Below are 13642 nucleotides of genomic sequence, written 5' to 3'. Positions count from 1 at the left end.
TTCCGTCCGGGCCCTTTCTCGCGGGCCGGCGGCGGCCGCCGTGGTTCCCTGGCGGTGGCATACCACGTAGCGTGTCCGGGAGCCCCGGCACCCGAGGAGAGTCCGCTGAGCACCGAGGTCTGGTACGTGAGCTACGGGTCCAACATGGCCCGGGCCCGGCTGGCCTGCTACCTCGAGGGCGGCTCCCCGCCGGGGGCGCGACGCCGCTACCCCGGGGCGCGCGACCGCACGATGCCGCGCGAGGACCGCGCGGTCGAGCTGCCCGGACGCCTCTGGTTCGCCGGCGACTCCGCCGTCTGGGGCGGGGGCACGGCGTTCTACGACCACGACGCCGTGGGCCCGACGCCCGCCCGCGCCTACCGTGTCACGACCGCCCAGCTCGCCGACATCGCCGCCCAGGAGATGCACCGTGTCCCCGTGCTCGACGATCCGCTGGAGGCCACGCTCCGCTCGGGGATCGCGCGGCGCCACACCGCGGGCCCGGGCCGGTACGAGACGCTGATCGACGTCGGGCGGCTGGACGGGCTGCCGATGCTCACCTTCACCGCGCCGCACGGGCACGCGGGGCGTCCGCACACGACGCCGTCGCCGGCCTACCTGGCGATGATCGCCGACGGCCTGCGCGAGGCGCACGGCTGGTCCGACGCCGAGGTGCGCACCTACCTGGCGTCCGTCGTCCCTCGCGACGGCGCCGCCCGACGGCGCTAGCGTGCGGGCATGACGATCCGCGCGCTGGAGACCTCCGAGGTGCTCCGGCGCGCGGACGAGATCGCCGGGGTGTTCCAGCGCGCGTTCGGCTACTCCGACGAGCGGCGCGACCACTTCCGGGACACCCGGCTCGCCTACCTGCCGCTGTACGACGGCGCGCTGACGTTCGGGGCGTTCGAGGGCGGGGCGCTCGTGGGCTTCGTGTACGGGTTCGACTACCAGCCCGGCCACTGGTGGCCGCAGCAGGTGGGTCCGGCGCTGGAGCGTGCCGGGCACGGCGAGTGGACCGAGGACGCGTTCGAGCTGAACGAGCTGGAGGTCCTGCCGGAGCACCAGGGGCGGGGCCTGGGGACCGCGCTGATGCGCGAGCTGCTCGGCCGGGCCCCGCACCGCCACACCCTGCTGTCCACCACCGCCGACCCCGCCGACCGGGCCAAGGTGCTCTACCGCCGGCTCGGCTTCGTGGACCTGGTGCCCGGGTTCCGGTACGCCGGCGTCACCGAGCGGGCGAACATCATGGGCCGACGGCGCGCGGGCTGACGCCCGCGGCGGGCCTGCCGTCAGCGCCGCCCGCCGTCAGCGCTGCCCGCCGTCACCGCTGCCAGGCGTAGGGCGTCGTGGTGGACACCCGGACGAAGCCGTACCGCTCCAGGATGGGGCGGGAGTACTCGGTGGAGTCGCTGTGGATCAGGGTCTTGCCCCGCGCGAGGGCCGAGCGCGCCCGCGCCGCCGTCAGGGCCCGGTAGATGCCCCGGCCGCGCCACTCGGGACGGGAGCTGCCGCCCCAGATCCCGGCGAAGTCGGTGCCCGGCACGGGCTCCAGCCGGCCGGCCGTCACGATCTGGCCGTCGGCCTCCGCGACCCACAGCTCCATCTCGGGGTCGACCGCCTGCCGGCGCAGGATCGCGTTCGCCGTCCGGTCGGACACCGGGCTGCCGAACACCTCGTCCTGCATGGCACACATGGCCCGCACGTCCGGCTCCTCGGTGACGCGGCGCAGGGTGACGCCGTCGGGCAGGGGGACGTCGACCGCGAGGGCCGCGGCGTCGCCGATCATGATCGACTCGGGCTCCTCGGGGACGAACCCGTGCGTCAGCAGCGCCTCGTGCAGCCCCGGCGCGCGGTCGTGGCCGCGGGTCTTCCACTCGACCTTGGTGATGCCGCCGTCAGCCCGGAAGTGGGCGACGGCCTCCTCGACGAGCTCCCGCACCCGCGCCTCGTCCGCCCCGCCCAGGTCGCGGTACGTGACGAAGCCGCGTCCACCCAGGAAGGTCACCAGGCGCAGGGGGCCGAGGCCGGTCACGGAGATCGCGCTCGGCGTCTCGGCGTCGGTGCGGAGCTGTTCGTCGTACGCCTGGAGCAGGCGCGAGGGATCGGTCATGGGGCGATGCTCCGTTGCCGGGCCGGAGCCCGGCAACGGAATATCAGTCCTTGACGACCACGCCGCCGTCGGCGACGAGCGGCACCCCGTTCTCCGGGGTCGCCGGGGTGTCGTCCGGGTCCGCCTCGGGGGCCGACGCCGACGTGGAGAGCTCGAACGGCTCGCCGTCGTGCTTCTCGACGCCGGTGTCGACCGTCTCGGCCAGCACCTGGACCGCCAGCTCCCGTTTGAGGACGAGCGGGTCGCTGGAGAGGTCCTTCCAGAGCGCGACGCACAGCACCAGCATCACCACGACGAACGGCAGGGCCGAGACGATGGTGATGTTCTTCAGGCCGTTCAGCGCCGCGGCCGGGTCGTCGCCACCGGCCAGAAGCATGGCGGCCGCCACGGCGCCGGTGCTCACGCCCCAGAAGATCACCGACTTCCTGGTGGGGTTCTCGGCGCCGTTCTCGGACAGCCCGCCCATGATGATCGAGGCGGAGTCGGCGCCGGTGACGAAGAAGATCGCCACGAGCACGACGGCGAGGATCATCAGCGCGATCCCGACCCAGCCGGGCACCGGCAGGGCCCCGAGCAGCTGGAAGAAGATGAGGTCGAAGTTGATGTCGGCCCCGCCCTGGCCGATCGCGGCGAGGGCCGCGCCGGTGTCCTGCGCCTGCTCGGCGCGCTCCTGCAGGCCGATGGCGCCGCCGCCGAAGATCGCGAACCACACCGTGGACACGATGGACGGCACCAGCAGCACGCCGGTGACGAACTGGCGCACGGTGCGGCCCCGCGAGATGCGGGCGATGAACGGGCCGACGAACGGCGTCCAGGACACCCACCAGGCCCAGTAGAAGATGGTCCAGGAACCCATCCAGTCCGCGAGCGCCTGGTCGCCCGACGCCGCGGTCCGCGAGGCCATCTCCGGCAGGTTGCCGACGAAGGCGCCGAGGGAGGCGGGCAGCACGTTGAGGATGAACAGCGTGGGTCCGCCGATGAAGACGATGATCGCGAGCAGGAGCGCGAGCCACATGTTGGCGTTGGACAGCCACTGGATGCCGCGCTCGATGCCGGAGACGGCCGAGAGGACGAACAGGCAGGTCAGGGTGGCGATGATGACCACGAGCGTGGCCGTGCCGACCGATTCCATGACGCCCGAGTGCTGGATGCCGCCGCCGATCTGCAGGGCGCCGAGGCCCAGGGAGCAGGCGGAGCCGAACAGGGTCGCGAGGATGGCGAGGATGTTGATGACCCGGCCGCCCGCGCCGTTGACGGCCTTGCGGCCGAACAACGAGGTGAACATCGAGCTGAACAGCTGCGCGCGGCCCAGGCGGTAGGTGCCGTAGGCCATGCCGAGGCCCACGATGGCGTACATCGCCCAGGGGTAGAGGGTCCAGTGGAACAGGGTCTGCCCCATCGCGGTGGACGCGGCTGCGGGGGTGGACCCGTCGACGGTGCCGGGCGGGGGCGCCATGTAGAAGTAGAGCGGCTCGCCCACGCCGTAGAACATGAGGCCGATGCCCATGCCGGTCGCGAACATCATCGCGATCCAGGACGGGGTGGAGAACTGCGGCTTCTCGCCGTCCTGGCCCAGGGGGATCTTGCCGAACCTGCCCATCGCCACGACGATCACGAAGACGGTGAAGATCGTGGCGGCCGTGACGAACAGCCAGCCGAAGTTCTTCAGGACGCCGCTCAGCGCGCTGTCGGACACCGAGCCGAGGCTGTCGGGGCTGACGAAGCCCCACACGATGAAGGCGAGAGCGATCAGGCCGGCGACGCCGAAGACGATCCGGTCGGTGCCGACACGGTGGTCCTGTGGCCCGCGTGCGGCCCGTTCGACCCGGCGTGCAGCGTGCTGGACCCGCCCCAGCAGGGTCTTGGTGGTTTCTGAGGTACTCATCACAACGGCCCTCCTTTCCGCCCGGGTCTGCCGGGTGGTCACACGGGAGGGCCAGGACTCCTTTACACATGAAGCGGCGACTTACAGAGCGCTTCACGTTAGCATCACACCTGCTTTTCACCCTGGCGCGGGGGCACGGCGGACGGCGGCACGCCCGGGAGCGTGCCGCCGTCGGTCAGCCCTTGAGGCCGCTGTGCGCGAGCCCCTGGACGAACTGCTTCTGCGCCACGAGGAACACGGCCAGTACGGGCAGCACGGTGAGCGTCGTCGCTGCTAGCTGGACGTTCCACATGGGGCCGCCGTACGCGTCGACGTACTGCGTCAGCGCCTGCGGGAGCGTGAAGTTCTCCTTGCTGGACAGGTACACGACGGGTTCGAGGTACAGGTTCCAGGACTTGAGGAACGTGAAGATCGCCACGGCGCCCAGCGCGGACCGCGACAGTGGGACCGCGATGCGCCAGAAGACTCCCCAGCGCCCGAGCCCGTCGATCCGGCCCGCCTCCTCCAGCTCGGTCGGCAGCCCCAGGAAGAACTGGCGCATGATGAACACGGCCAGGACGGCGGGCGCCCCGAGCACCGGGATCACGATGAGCGGCCAGTGCGTGTTGATCAGTCCCAGGCTGTTGACGATCCGGAACAGCGGGACGATGGTCACCTCCGAGGGCACGAGCAGCCCCACGAGCACCAGGACGAACAGCGCGTTGGCCCCGGGGAACCGGATCCGCGCGAACGCGTAGCCCGCCATCGCCGCCACGAGCATGGTGCCGATCGTGACCAGCACCGCGATGTAGAGCGAGTTCCAGTACTGCTGCGCGAACGGCTGCAGCGTGAACACCCGCCCGTAGGCCTCCAGCGACGGGTCCTGGGGCCAGATGGTCGGCACCCGGCGCAGGATCTCGCTCATCGGCTTGAGGCTGGAGGTCGCCATCCACCAGGTGGGGAAGACGAACGGCACGCTCAGCACGGCCAGGACCAGCACGAGCAGCCAGCGGGTCAGGCGTCCACGGGCCCGGGCGCCCAGGCCCCGGCGGCGCGGGGCCGCTCCCCCGGTCTCGCCGTCCCGGGTCACGCCGTCCCCGGGCGCGCCGGGCGGCTCGGCCGGGGCGCCGCGCCCGGCGACGGACAGCACGTCGGACGTCGTGTCCGCCTTCACGTCAGACTTCATGGAAGACCCACCTCTTGCGCGACTGCCACTGCAGCAGCGTCAGTACGAGGACGATGACGAACAGGAGCACCGCCAGCGCGCTGGCGTAGCCGAACTCGTTGAACCGGAACGCCTGCTGGTACAGGTAGTAGACGAGGACCGTGGTCGAGTTCCCGGGGCCGCCGCCGGTCAGGACGTCGATCTGCGCGAACACCTCGAGCGAGCCGACGATCGTGATGATCGAGACCAGCAGGATCGTCGGGCTGATCAGCGGCAGGGTGATCGAGCGGAACCGCCGCCACGCGCCGGCCCCGTCCAGCCGGGCCGCCTCCTGCAGCTCCTCGGGCACGCCCTGCAGCGCGGCGAGGAACAGGATCATGTTCAGCCCGACGTTCTTGAACACCTGGACGATGATCACGGCGATCATGGCCGTGGTGGGGTGCCGCAGCCAGTTCGGCCCCTGGACGCCGGCCTGCTCCAGGAACCCGTTGATGCCGCCGTCGGCCTGGAGCAGGAAGCTCCAGACGATCGTCCAGGCGACCAGCGAGACGACGACGGGCGAGAAGAAGAACGTCCGGAACGTGGTGGTCCCGGGCAGCTTCTGGTTGAGCAGGACGGCGAGCAACAGCGCCAGCGCGATGTTCACCACGACGAGCCCGATCGAGAACCACACTGTCGCCGCGAGCGCGTCCGCCAGCCCCGGATCGGACGCCATCCGCTGGTAGTTCTCCGCCCCGACGAACGTGAACGTGTTCGCCAGGACGTTCCACTCGTGCAGGGAGTACCAGACCACCATGCCGAGCGGCAGGACGACGAAGGCGAGGGATCCCAGGACCACCGGTGCGACCATGGTGTACCCGACGAGCCAGTCGCGGCGCACCGCCGCTGACGCCGTTGCCACGATCAGTCCTCCAGCAGCGGCGTGATCGCCGAGCAGGTGTCGGCCAGGACGGCCTCGACGTCGGCGTCCTCGACCCAGAGCGCGTCGAGCTCGGCGCGCACCGTCTCCGACAGCTTGGCGAAGTTCTTGTGCGCCGGCTTCGTCACCGCGTCCTCGACGCCCTCGACGACCACGGCCTCGAGCTGGTCGGCGGTCAGCTTCGGGTTGGCGGCGGCCAGGCTGTCCCCGTTGAGCAGGGACTGGCGGGGCGGCGGGAAGTAGGCCGCGAGCTGCTCGGCGTTCTCCGCGTTGGTGAAGTACGCCAGGAAGTCGGCCGCGACGTCCGGGTGCTCGCCCGCGGCGAAGACCCCCACCCCGGCCTGGCCCACGACGTTCTGCTTGCCGGCCGGGCCCTCGGGCATGGGCACGATGTCCCAGTGGAAGGAGTCGTCGAGCGACGAGGCCCGGCTGATCTGGGTGATCGTCATCGCGGCGTCACCGGCGAAGAAGTCGGCGGTGGTGCCCGGCGTCGGCAGGGCACCGTCGGTGAACACGGCGTCGTGGAACCAGGTCATGGCGTCGACCATCTCCGGCTCCGTGAAGGTGCACTGCGTCCCGTCCGCGCTCCACGGGGCCGCCTTCCACCCGGACCAGACCGTGGCCAGGTTCTCCCACGCCTGGTAGTCGAAGTCCCGCACCACCAGGCCCTGCTTGCCGGAGTCCGCGGCGGTCGCCGCGGCGATGTCCCGGGCGGCGTCGAAGGTCCACCTGCCGTCGGCGACCAGGTCGACCGGGTTGGGCTGGCCCGCCGCCTCGATCTGGTCGGTGTTGACGAACATCGCGAACGGGCTGTTCGAGAACGGGTAGGCGTACAGCCCCTCGCCGTCCTGCCACAGCGACAGGGCGCTGGGCACCAGGTCGTCGTACGCGTAGCCCTCTGTGCCCTCGAGCACCGGGCGCAGGTCCACGAGCGCGCCGCTGGCCACGAACTCCGGGGCGTTGCTCTCGAAGATCCAGGCCAGGTCCGGGGCGTTGCCGCCGGCGAGCTGGGTGGTCAGTGCCGTCGTGTAGTCCTCGAACGGGATGGTCTCGAACGTCACGCTCGAGACCAGCTCGGGGTTGTCAGCCACGTACGCGTCGGCGATGGACTGGAAGAGGCCGAGCTGGGTCTCGTCCGCCGTCCAGACGGTCATCCGCAGGTCGACCGGCTCGGACGGGGTCTCGGGCTCGCCGACGGGCGCGTCGGTCCCGCCCGCGCACGCGGTCAGGGCCAGGGCCGTCCCGAGGACGGCGGCGGTTCCCGCCGTCCTGCGGGTCCGGGGGTGCAGTGCAGACATCAGTTCTCCTTTGAACAGGGGGTGCGTCAGTAGGGGTGGGCCTCGTCCGGCCAGCGGAGCTCGACGCCGGAGGCGACGAGCTCGGCCTGGTACTCGGCGAGCAGGTCCGGCTCGGACTGGACGGAGTGCGGGGTGCGGCCGGTGGCGAGGCAGTGCGCGGCCAGGTGGCCGGCCGCCTCGCCGACGTTCCACTCGACCGGGTGCAGCCGGTAGCACCCGTTCGTGATGTGCGTGGTGCCGATGTTCTTGTTGCCCGCGAGCAGGTTGGTCGTGCGCCGCGGCAGCAGGGCCCCGAGCGGGATCTCGAACGGGGTGGACGGCACGTCGATGTACGTGTCGCCGCCCGTGGACGGGTGCAGGTCGATCCGGTACATGCCCACGCCGACCGAGTCCGCGTACCGGGTGGCACCCCGGTCGCCGCGCACGGCGTAGGACACGTCGTTCTCGGTGATCGTCGTGACTGCCCTGATGCGGCGGGACTCGCGGTGGTAGGCCGCCTGGGCCAGGCCGTCCGCGTTGCCCATGACGTCGGGGCGCAGCCGCAGCCCCGGGAACCCGGTGCCGCCGTCGGCCCGCGGCGCCTCGGTCTGCATCCAGTACAGCATCGACAGGCTGAGCTGCCGGGCGTCCGCGATCCGGGCCTCCTCCACCTCGCGGGGCACGTCCAGGACGTGGCCCAGGAAGTAGTCGATGCTCGGCCAGTTCACCAGGCACAGGTCGCTGGCGTAGAAGCCGGGGGCGTGCAGGTCGCGCGCGGCGATACGGCGGAACAGCCAGAGGTTGCCGTCGCCGGCGTTCTTCGACTGGTCGGCGTCCACGGCGAGCGGGTCGTCGCCCGGGTTGGGGGTGAACGACCGCTTCTCCAGCGCGAGCGTGCGCGGGTTGGGCGCGGTCCACGAGAGCAGCTGCTCGCCGCCCCAGGCGGCGGGCGCGTACGTGCGCCAGAAGTCGTAGCGCTCGGGCCGGTCGATCGTGTGGTCGCCGTCCGTGTGCTCGACGACGAAGCACACGCTCAGGGCCTGGACGTTGTCCGGCTGGGCCTCGTCCGGGGCGCTGGGCTCCCCCGTCTCGTGCCGCGACTCGAACCCGGTCACGTACTCCGTGCCGGTCAGCGGCAGGAGCTCGCCGGTCTCGGTCGCGTCGATCGTGTAGGCCGCGACGACCGTCACGTCCTCGCCGTCCACCACGGACCGGAGCGTCACCGAGGTGACCCGGTCGCCGTCGGTGGTGGCAGACGTCGGGCGGACCCGCTCCAGCAGCCGGACGCGGCCCGCCGAACGGTAGGGGGCGAGCATGTCCTCCAGCACGCCCACGGCGACCCGCGGCTCGTGGCACAGCTTGGACACCCACCCGGCGCCCGGGTTGAGCTGCTCCCACGACCGGGCGGCGTCCGTCAGCGGGTAGCGCCGCCGGTAGACGTCGCGGATCCCGTCACGCAGCGCGCGGTAGCGGGCCGTCACGCCGAACCGCTCCACCCAGGGGTGCTCGTCCGGCGGCACGCCCTGCGACGTCAGCTGCCCCCCGATCCACGGGTGCTCCTCGGTGAGGACGACGCTGGCGCCCCGGTCGGCGGCGGCCAGCGCGGCGGCGATGCCGCCGAGCCCCGCGCCCACCACGAGCACGTCGGTCTGCAGGTCTTGATGGGTCACGCGTGGTCCGTCCTGTCGTGAGTTGCGGTTCGGGGGCCGGGGCCCGGAGGCGGCGGCGCGACGGTGGCGCCCTCCACGTCCGGGCACACGAGGATCTGGTGCAGCTCGGCGTCGGTCACGGCGGCGGGCCGCCGGGCGTCGCGCTCCCGCCGCGGCCCGTCGTCGGAGACGAGGCGAGAGAGGAGGTAGAGCGCGCGGGCGCCCATCTCCTCGCGGGGCACGGAGAAGCCGGACCACTGCCGGCCGCCGCGCCGCGGGTGGTGCGGCTGCCCGAGCAGCAGCACCGAGACGTCGTCGGGCACGCGCCTGCCGCGCCGTTCGAGCTCGTCGGCGAGCTCCTCGGGGTGGTTCTCCGGGGCCACGACGACGGCGGTGAAGCGCTGGTCGACGATCTCGGCCGCGGTGGCGGCGACGTCCTCCAGCTCGACGAACCGCGTCGTGAGGCCGTGCGTCTTCATCGCGGTGCGGTAGCCCTCGACGCGGTCGAGCGTGGGCTGGTCGGTGCCGCGCATCCCCACGTAGCCGATGCGCTGGTGCCCGTGGGCCACCAGGCGGTCGATCTGCCGCACGGTCCCGCCCACGTAGTCGGCGCCCACGTAGGGCAGCCGGCCCCCGTCGCTGCCGCGCTTGCCGATGAACACGAACGGGTAGTTGGTGTCGAGCAGGTGCTGCAGCTCGCCCCGGTGCTCGTGCTGCCCGAGCAGCAGGCAGCCGTCGGCCACGCCGAGCCGCTGCCAGCCGTCCCGGGTGAGCCGGCGGCGGCCGTCCGCCACCGGGGCGCTGGTGAACAGCAGGATGTCCACGCCGAGCCGCTCGGCGGCGTGCTCGATCCCGGTCAGGAACGGCCCGTAGAAGTCGCGGCTGGCGCGCGGGAACGTGGCCTCGTACGTGAAGACGCCGAGGATCTGGGCGAGCCTGCCCGCGAGGCGCTGCGCGGCCGGGTTGGCCGTGTAGCCCGTGATGCGGATGGCGTCCAGCACGCGCTGGCGCGTCTCCTCGCTGATCCGCACGCCGGCCGGGGTGCTGCCGTTGAGCACGAACGAGACGGTGGCCTGGCTGACGCCCGCCATGGCGGCGACGTCCGTCTGGGTGATGCGACGACGTGGCACGGCTCCTCCTCGAACGCCCGGTCGGGTCATCGTTGACCCCGGGAGTCTCACGGGAGGCCGAGCGTGCGGTCAATCTGATGATGCGCATTATTAGCAACCCCGTCCGGAGGGCCCGCGCGGGCCGGAACGGCCGCCTGGACCGCCGTCGGCGCCGGATGTGGCGCATTATCACCGCCCGCGTCGATGGACTTGATTACCTCCCTTGACCGGCCGTCCGGTGCGCCCGAAGGCTGGCGCGGTCGTGACACACGACGTCATGGCACTGCGACGAAGGAGTACGCATCATGGCTGTTCTCACCGCGCGCCGAGCCCTCGCCGGCGCCACGCTCGCCCTCGTGGTCGCGCTGATACCCGGGATGACCCAGGCGGCGACCGCCGCGCCCCCGGGTCACGGCGCACCCGCGGCGCCCGGGGCCGGGCTGCCGGTCTTCGCCTCGACCGGCGCGATCGTCGACCCGCTCGACGACACGCTCCCGCACAACCCCAACCAGGAGTTCATCTTCCCGTCGGTGTTCCACGCCGGGGCGCACCTGAGCGACCCGCTGGGCGAGTGGTACGTCTACTACGCGCCGCACGACGACCCGGGCGGCATCAACCTGATGTACGCGGACTCCCTCGACGGGCCGTGGACCCAGTACGAGGGCAGCCCGGTGGTCTCGAACCAGTGGGAGGGCGTCTACGACGTGCCGCACGTCTCCTCCCCCGACGCCGTGTGGAACGCCGCCGAGCGCCGGATGTACCTGTACTTCCACGGCGACAACACGGTGACCCGCTACGCGACATCGACCGACGGCGTCACCTTCGACTACGGCGACGAGGCGGTCACCACCGAGATGGTCGACGCCGCCCAGCCCGGCCGGCACGCCACCGAGACGTCGTACGCCCGGGTCTTCCCCAACCCCGACCGGTCGTCGCCGCAGCGCTGGGCGATGCTGTTCATGACCAACTACGACACGAACGTGCGGCACATCAACCTGGCCTACTCGCGGGACGGCCGGGACTGGCAGGTCGAGCCCGAGCCGATCGTGACGCCCGGACCGGCGGAGGGAACGAACGTGTCGGCCGCCGACCTGTGGCGCTGGAAGGGCAAGGACTACATCGTCTACGGCTCCACCGTCGGCACGATCTTCGCGCGCCAGGTGGACCGGACCCTCACCGACGTGGGTGAGCCCGAGCCGCTGTTCGTCCCGCGCCCGGCGCCGCCCGAGGCCGGGCGGGCGTCGTCCCCGCAGATCGTCACCGAGCGCGGCAGGACGCACCTGATCTACGAGTACGGCGAGCGGTCGCACACGACGATCGGGCACGCGGTGCTCGACCCCGACGGCGTCCGGGACCCGCTCAACACGCGCCCCGAGGACCCGATGTACGCGCAGTGCACCGGCGCGGGCTCCGACGAGCTCGACGGCTCGTCCCTGGACCGCTCGCTCTGGTCGACGGCGGTCCGCGGCACCCTGGACCGCTCCGTCGTGGCCGACGGCGCGTGGCGCATCCCGACCTACGCCGGCAACTCGACGTCGGCGCCGCTGAACCTGCAGCCGGTGCCGCAGCCGCCCTGGGAGGTGACGACGCAGGTCACGCTCGATCCGCAGGTCAACTTCCAGCAGGCGGGGCTGATCGTGCGGCGCGACGACGCCAACTCGGTGCGGATCGACATCTCGCACGTCGACGCCGGCAAGCGGTTCGACTTCGTCTGGCGCAACAACGGGGTGGACCGGAACAACGCGTGGACGGCGGAGGACTCCGCGCTGGCCCCGCCGGAGACGGGCGACACCGTGTGGCTGCGGATCACCCACCACGGCGACTGGCTGACCGCCTCGTACAGCGTGGACGGCGCGACGTTCGTCAACCTCGGGCGCGCCACCCCGGCCGGCCAGCTCGCCGCGACCGGCGTGGGGCCGTTCGCCTACCGCGGGCCGGCGGCGACGCCCGAGCTCACGGCGGAGTTCGACTGGATCCGGTTCACCCCGGACGAGGGCGAGCTGGCCGGCTGCTCCTGAGCGGACTTGCCGTCCTGTATCGACAACTGTCAACATAGACACAAGTCGATATACGGGAGGACGGCGATGGTAGCTCTCACCTCGTCAGGCGCGCGCGGGCTGGAGTCGCACGCGATGGGCGTGGACGCCGCGGCGGCCGTGGCGTCCACGCTCAAGGCCCTGGCCGAGCCGCTGCGGCTGCGCATGCTGTCGGCCATCGCGACCAGCCCGGACGGCGAGATCACCGTGGGCGAGCTCGCCACCCTGACCGACGTGTCCCAGCCCACGGTCTCCCACCACCTCAGGGTGCTGCGCGACGTCGGCCTGCTGACCGCGGACCGCCGCGGCACCTCGGTCTGGTACCGCATCGAGCCCGCCTACCGCGGCGCCGTGACCACGCTGCTGGACCGGTTCGCCCCGGCGGCGGTCGACGTGGCGGGCCGGGCGCACCTGACCGCGCTGAAGGACGTCGATCCCGCCCTCGACCGGCTCGCCACCTCGCTGGCCGAGCGGTTCCCGGCGACGCCGCGGGGCGAGTGCCTGCGGGTGGTCCGCGAGTCGTACACGGCGCTGGTCCGCCGGGGCGGCGAGGCCACCCACCTGGTCGCGCTCACCGAGCACTTCGCCCGGCAGCGGATCGTCGACGCGGAGCGGGCGCACGCGCGCGAGACCGGCGCGGACGGCGCGCGCCGACCGCCGCAGGTGCTGTTCGTCTGCGTGGCCAACGCCGGGCGGTCCCAGCTCGCCGCCGCCCTGATGCGCCACCACGCGGGCGACCGGGTGGTGGTCCGCTCCGCCGGTTCGGCGCCCGCGGCCGACGTGCACGCCGGCGTCCGCGGGCTCCTGGAGGAGCTGGGCGACGCCGCCGCGGCCGACGAGGTGGACGACGTGACGCGCTTCTATCCCAAGCCCCTGACCGACGACGCGGTCCGCGCGGCGGACGTCGTGGTGACCATGGGCTGCGGTGACGTCTGCCCGGTGCTGCCCGGCACCCGGTACGAGGACTGGATGGTGGGCGACCCGGCCCTCGCCTCACCCGCCGGCGTCGCCGCGATCCGCGACGAGCTCGACGAGCGCGTGCGCGCCCTGCTCGCCGACCTGGCCCCTCAGGCCGCCTGACCCACCCGCACAGAGCCGGAGAACCCTCATGAGCAGCACCGAGACCAGCAAGCCGTCCGCCCTGTTCGTCTGCGTGCACAACGCGGGCCGCTCCCAGATGGCCGCGGGATTCCTGCGCGAGCTGTCGGGGGACGCCGTCGAGGTGCGCTCGGCCGGGTCCATGCCCGCGCAGATGATCAACCCCACCGCCGTCGAGGCCATGCTGGAGCGGGGCATCGACATCCGCGCCGAGCAGCCCAAGGTGCTGACGAACGAGGCCGTGCAGGCCTCCGACGTCGTCATCACCATGGGCTGCGGCGACGCCTGCCCCTACTACCCCGGCAAGGACTACCAGGACTGGGAGCTCGACGACCCGGCCGGCCAGGGCATCGACGCGGTGCGGCCCATCCGCGACGAGATCGAGCTCCGCGTGCGCGGCCTGCTGGCGCAGCTCGGCGTCGAGCCCGTGGCGTAG

12 protein-coding genes are annotated in these 13642 nt (G+C 72.3%); 5 read left to right on the top strand and 7 right to left on the bottom strand.

Going from position 1 to position 13642, the window contains the following annotated elements; genetic code table 11:
• Nucleotides 1-54 precede the first annotated feature (54 nt).
• Nucleotides 55-708 carry a histone deacetylase gene (locus QRN56_RS09720; RefSeq protein ID WP_285102711.1) on the top strand — a complete coding sequence of 218 codons (654 nt, stop codon included), beginning with the start codon at nt 55-57 and terminating at the stop codon, nt 706-708.
• Between the two features lie 9 nt (nt 709-717).
• Nucleotides 718-1248, top strand: coding sequence for a GNAT family N-acetyltransferase (locus tag QRN56_RS09715; RefSeq protein ID WP_285102709.1), 531 nt, complete (start codon nt 718-720; stop codon nt 1246-1248).
• A 52-nt stretch (nt 1249-1300) separates the two neighbouring features.
• Here the strand turns inward: QRN56_RS09715 and QRN56_RS09710 are convergent, their stop codons facing one another.
• The 7 genes from QRN56_RS09710 to QRN56_RS09680 all read right to left on the bottom strand — a co-directional run bounded on the left by QRN56_RS09710 (nt 1301) and on the right by QRN56_RS09680 (nt 10093).
• Nucleotides 1301-2089: a GNAT family N-acetyltransferase gene (locus QRN56_RS09710; protein ID WP_285102707.1), complete on the bottom strand. Its 789-nt coding sequence runs from the start codon at nt 2087-2089 to the stop codon at nt 1301-1303.
• A 43-nt stretch (nt 2090-2132) separates the two neighbouring features.
• Nucleotides 2133-3974, bottom strand: a complete 1842-nt coding sequence (locus QRN56_RS09705) for a BCCT family transporter (RefSeq protein ID WP_285102705.1) — start codon at nt 3972-3974, stop codon at nt 2133-2135.
• A 175-nt stretch (nt 3975-4149) separates the two neighbouring features.
• Nucleotides 4150-5139, bottom strand: coding sequence for a carbohydrate ABC transporter permease (locus QRN56_RS09700; RefSeq protein WP_285102703.1), 990 nt, complete (start codon nt 5137-5139; stop codon nt 4150-4152).
• Nucleotides 5129-6019: a carbohydrate ABC transporter permease gene (locus QRN56_RS09695; RefSeq protein WP_285102701.1), complete on the bottom strand. Its 891-nt coding sequence runs from the start codon at nt 6017-6019 to the stop codon at nt 5129-5131. Before QRN56_RS09695 ends, QRN56_RS09700 begins: the two co-directional genes overlap by 11 nt.
• A gap of 2 nt (nt 6020-6021) precedes the next feature.
• The gene (locus QRN56_RS09690) at nt 6022-7335 is read right to left on the bottom strand and encodes an ABC transporter substrate-binding protein (protein WP_285102699.1); all 1314 of its coding nucleotides are present in this window, start codon (nt 7333-7335) and stop codon (nt 6022-6024) included.
• A 26-nt stretch (nt 7336-7361) separates the two neighbouring features.
• Nucleotides 7362-8984, bottom strand: a complete 1623-nt coding sequence (locus tag QRN56_RS09685; protein ID WP_285102697.1) for an FAD-dependent oxidoreductase — start codon at nt 8982-8984, stop codon at nt 7362-7364.
• The gene (locus QRN56_RS09680) at nt 8981-10093 is read right to left on the bottom strand and encodes a LacI family DNA-binding transcriptional regulator (RefSeq protein ID WP_285102695.1); all 1113 of its coding nucleotides are present in this window, start codon (nt 10091-10093) and stop codon (nt 8981-8983) included. Before QRN56_RS09680 ends, QRN56_RS09685 begins: the two co-directional genes overlap by 4 nt.
• Nucleotides 10094-10377: 284 nt before the next feature.
• Here QRN56_RS09680 and QRN56_RS09675 point away from each other — a divergent pair, with 284 nt between their 5' ends.
• The 3 genes from QRN56_RS09675 (at nt 10378) to QRN56_RS09665 (ending at nt 13642) form a co-directional block, all read left to right on the top strand.
• Nucleotides 10378-12090, top strand: a complete 1713-nt coding sequence (locus QRN56_RS09675; RefSeq protein WP_285102694.1) for a beta-xylosidase family glycoside hydrolase — start codon at nt 10378-10380, stop codon at nt 12088-12090.
• Between the two features lie 66 nt (nt 12091-12156).
• Entirely contained in the window at nt 12157-13188 is a 1032-nt protein-coding gene (locus QRN56_RS09670; protein ID WP_285102693.1) for a metalloregulator ArsR/SmtB family transcription factor, read from the top strand.
• A 28-nt stretch (nt 13189-13216) separates the two neighbouring features.
• Nucleotides 13217-13642 carry an arsenate reductase ArsC gene (locus QRN56_RS09665; protein WP_285102692.1) on the top strand — a complete coding sequence of 142 codons (426 nt, stop codon included), beginning with the start codon at nt 13217-13219 and terminating at the stop codon, nt 13640-13642.

The sequence above is a fragment of the Promicromonospora sp. MEB111 genome (assembly GCF_030209445.1).
Classification (GTDB): domain Bacteria; phylum Actinomycetota; class Actinomycetes; order Actinomycetales; family Cellulomonadaceae; genus Promicromonospora.
Note: the sequence above shows the minus strand (reverse complement) of the source record. Positions and strands in the feature narration are given on the sequence as shown.

Coding starts and splice junctions, on each gene's coding strand:
- QRN56_RS09715 (WP_285102709.1), top strand. CDS start 718: ATGACGATCCGCGCGCTGGAGACCTCCGAGGTGCTCCGGCGCGCGGAC.
- QRN56_RS09710 (WP_285102707.1), bottom strand. CDS start 2,089: ATGACCGATCCCTCGCGCCTGCTCCAGGCGTACGACGAACAGCTCCGC.
- QRN56_RS09705 (WP_285102705.1), bottom strand. CDS start 3,974: ATGAGTACCTCAGAAACCACCAAGACCCTGCTGGGGCGGGTCCAGCAC.
- QRN56_RS09700 (WP_285102703.1), bottom strand. CDS start 5,139: ATGAAGTCTGACGTGAAGGCGGACACGACGTCCGACGTGCTGTCCGTC.
- QRN56_RS09690 (WP_285102699.1), bottom strand. CDS start 7,335: ATGTCTGCACTGCACCCCCGGACCCGCAGGACGGCGGGAACCGCCGCC.
- QRN56_RS09675 (WP_285102694.1), top strand. CDS start 10,378: ATGGCTGTTCTCACCGCGCGCCGAGCCCTCGCCGGCGCCACGCTCGCC.
- QRN56_RS09670 (WP_285102693.1), top strand. CDS start 12,157: ATGGTAGCTCTCACCTCGTCAGGCGCGCGCGGGCTGGAGTCGCACGCG.
- QRN56_RS09665 (WP_285102692.1), top strand. CDS start 13,217: ATGAGCAGCACCGAGACCAGCAAGCCGTCCGCCCTGTTCGTCTGCGTG.